We start from the raw sequence: 3472 nt of genomic DNA, 5'->3' as shown, positions 1-3472 counted from the left end.
ACAGACCACCACCAGAACAACCGAAGAAGACCAACCACCACAACTACCGACCTCGGCACGTAAGACCTACCGATCTCGCGATGGTGAGGTGGACACGGAGGCGGAATAGGCGCGCGGCCATCCCGCCGGGTAACCTCGGTCCCGGTTCCACCGCCCACCCAGGAGCAGCTATGTCCGCCGTCGAGCCCAACGCCGCGAACGAACCCGCCCGCCCCGAGCGCACCGCCGAGTATCCCGACACCGTCGCCCACGCCGCAGCCACGCCCGAGCAGGCGATGCCCTACCGAGACCTCGGCCTGAAGGACGAGGAGTACGACTCGATCAAGAACATCCTCGGCCGCCGCCCCACCGCGGCGGAGCTGGCCATGTACTCGGTGATGTGGTCCGAGCACTGCTCCTACAAGTCCTCCAAGCTTCACCTGCGTCAGTTCGGGGAGAAGACCACCCCCCAGATGCGCGAGCACCTGCTGGTCGGCATGGGGGAGAATGCCGGCGTCGTCGACATCGGCGACGGCTGGGCCGTCACCTACAAGGTCGAGTCTCACAACCACCCCAGCTTCGTCGAGCCCTACCAGGGGGCCGCCACCGGCGTCGGCGGCATCGTGCGCGACATCATCTCCATGGGTGCCCGGCCCGTGGCCGTCATGGACCAGCTCCGCTTCGGCGCCGTAGACCACCCGGACACCGCCCGCGTGGTGCACGGGGTGGTAGCTGGCGTGGGCGGCTACGGCAACTGCCTGGGTCTGCCCAACATCGGCGGTGAAATCGAGTTCGACCCCTCCTACCAGGAGAATCCGCTCGTCAACGCCCTGTGCGTGGGCGTGCTGCGGCATGAGGACATCCACCTGGCCAACGCCTCCGGCGCGGGCAACCAGGTGGTCCTGTTCGGCGCCCGCACCGGCGGTGACGGCATCGGCGGCGCCTCCATCCTCGCCTCGGAGTCCTTCGAGGACGGCATGCCCGCCAAGCGGCCGAGCGTGCAGGTGGGTGACCCCTTCATGGAGAAGGTCCTCATCGAGTGCTGCCTGGACCTGTTCGCGGCCGACCTGGTGCTCGGCATTCAGGACCTCGGCGCCGCCGGCATCTCCTGCGCCACCAGCGAGCTGGCCTCCAATGGCGACGGCGGCATGCACGTGGACCTGGAGAACGTGCTGCTGCGCGACCCCACCCTGACGGCCGGGGAGATCCTCATGAGCGAGTCCCAGGAGCGCATGATGGCGGTCGTCGCCCCGGACAAGCTCGACGACTTCATGGCGGTGATCGACAAGTGGGACGTCGAGGCCTCCGTGATCGGCGAGGTCAATGGCTCCGGTCGGCTCACCATCGACCACTTCGGGGAGCGGATCGTGGACGTCGACCCGCGCACGGTCGCCCACGAGGGGCCCACCTACGACCGCCCCTACGCCCGCCCGGCCTGGCAGGACGCCCTGAACGCCGACACCTCCGACGCACTGGCCCGGCCCGAGACGGTAGCGGAGCTGGCGGAGCAGGTGCGCGCCGTCGTCACCAGCCCCAACCAGGCCTCCGCCGCCTGGGTCACCGACCAGTACGACCGCTTCGTGCGCGGCGCCACCGCCCTGGCCCAGCCCGACGACGCCGGCGTCATCCGCGTGGATGAGGCCACCGGCCGCGGGGTTGCGATTGCCACCGACGCCAATGGTCGCTTCACCAAGCTCGATCCGACCACCGGCGCCGCCCAGGCGCTGGCCGAGTCCTACCGCAACGTGTGCACCGTGGGTGCCCGCCCGCTGGCCGTCACCGACTGCCTCAACTTCGGCTCCCCGGAGGACCCCGATGCGATGTGGCAGCTGGTGGAGGCGATCACCGGCCTGGCCGACGCCTGCCGCGAGCTGGGCGTGCCCGTCACCGGTGGGAACGTTTCCCTGTACAACTCCCACGGGAAGGTCAAGGGCCTGCCCGATTCCTCCATCAACCCGACCCCGGTGGTGGGTGTGCTCGGCGTGATGGGCGACGTGCGCCGGGCCAACCCGTCGGGCTGGCAGGAGGAGGGCCTGGCCATCATTGCTCTGGGCGAGACCCGCGACGAGCTGGACGGCTCGGCCTGGACCCGCGTGGTGCACGACCACCTGGGCGGTCTGCCGCCGCAGGTGGATCTGGAGGCGGAGGCCGCCCTCGGGCGGGTGCTGGTGGCCTTGAGCGAGGTGGACCTGCCCGACGGGTCCCGGCTGGTGCGCGCCGCCCACGATCTGTCCGCCGGCGGGCTGGCGCAGAGCCTGGTCGACGCTTGCCTGCGCTTCGGTGTGGGCGCGGCCATCGACCTGGCCTCCCTGCCTGGCGACGTCGACGACTTCACCGCCCTGCTGTCCGAGTCCGGCGCCCGCGCCCTGGTGGCGGTGCCGGAGGGTGCCCTGCCCGCGGTGGCGGCGGCCGCCGAGGCCGAGGGCGTGACCTGGGGGCGCCTGGGCACCACTGGCGGGGACATGCTCGCCGTCACCGGCACCGACCTGCTGGCCGACGGCGGCTCCGGCCGCCCGCTCGTGCTGGACCTGGATGAGCTGCGCGCAGGGGTGCAGGCGACTCTGCCGGCGCTGTTCGACTGAGGTCGCCCAGGGGGCGTTCTAGGGAGGGCATTTAGAATGCCGGTTCGCGGTCTGTTACGCCTGTTAGGGGTTTACTGCGCCACTTAGGGGTCTGCTGAATGGCGCAGAGGCCTTCAGCAGACCGTTAACTGGCGTTGTTAACGGTGAAGCGGCGTAGTAGACGCGCGGCGGGGGCGTGGGTGCTCGAGGTGGTGGCCGGCGGGAATGTAGGTGGTCGATGGCGTCGGCTGGCGACTGGGCGGGAGGAGGCCGTTGCATGTTATCTGTGGTGTTGGTGGGATGTGTGTGGCGGGTGATGCTGGTGGGGTGTTGTGTTGAGGTTGCAATTTGGTCTATGGTACAAAGATAGGTGCGTTTTGACCTCGACTTTTCCGTATGACTTCGTTGAAAGGTCAGGAAGTACCTCGCACCGGCAGGTATATTGCGACTGCTTCGGTGGCATGGTCTGTGGAGCACTTGCTGGTTTCTCGTGCGTGGCTGGGTGGGGTGGCGTGCTAATGACATACTGAGACCGGGAGGCTTATTTGCAGCACCTCCAGTCTCCCAATACAATCACAACTTATCCGTACAATCCCACGGAAAGCACAGGAATTCCGCAGCGGTGGGTCGACCTATGAACAATCCCCGGCGGTTCCACTGGCTCTGATGTTGTACCCCCCTTGGTGGTGCGGGCGCATGTACCACCACTTCCTGGGGCGCAGAATTCTCACGGATCGTCGACTGTAACGTACGAGCCGTCAGGGTAACACGCTAACCCTCACGCGGGATCCGCCGCGCGCACCCAACTGGCGCACACGCCCGGAGATTCAGGCACATGCCAACCACCAGTCCACCGTGTCCCTAAGCATGAGGAGTCGTTTTAGTGTCTTTTTTGGGTTTCGGCTTGGTCGGTGAGGTAGGTGATGGTGCGG

The 3472-nt window shown here is 67.7% G+C and carries 1 protein-coding gene; it reads left to right on the top strand.

The annotated features are described in order from the left end of the window. The first annotated feature begins 170 nt into the window (after nt 1-170). Nucleotides 171-2561, top strand: coding sequence for a phosphoribosylformylglycinamidine synthase subunit PurL (purL, locus tag Q4A20_RS14920; protein WP_303124180.1), 2391 nt, complete (start codon nt 171-173; stop codon nt 2559-2561). Nucleotides 2562-3472 lie beyond the last annotated feature (911 nt).

Origin of the sequence: Actinomyces sp. (genome assembly GCF_030530635.1) — a bacterium.
GTDB lineage: Bacteria > Actinomycetota > Actinomycetes > Actinomycetales > Actinomycetaceae > Actinomyces.
The sequence above is the reverse complement of the archived record's forward strand: the minus strand, read 5'-3'. Positions and strand labels throughout refer to the sequence as shown.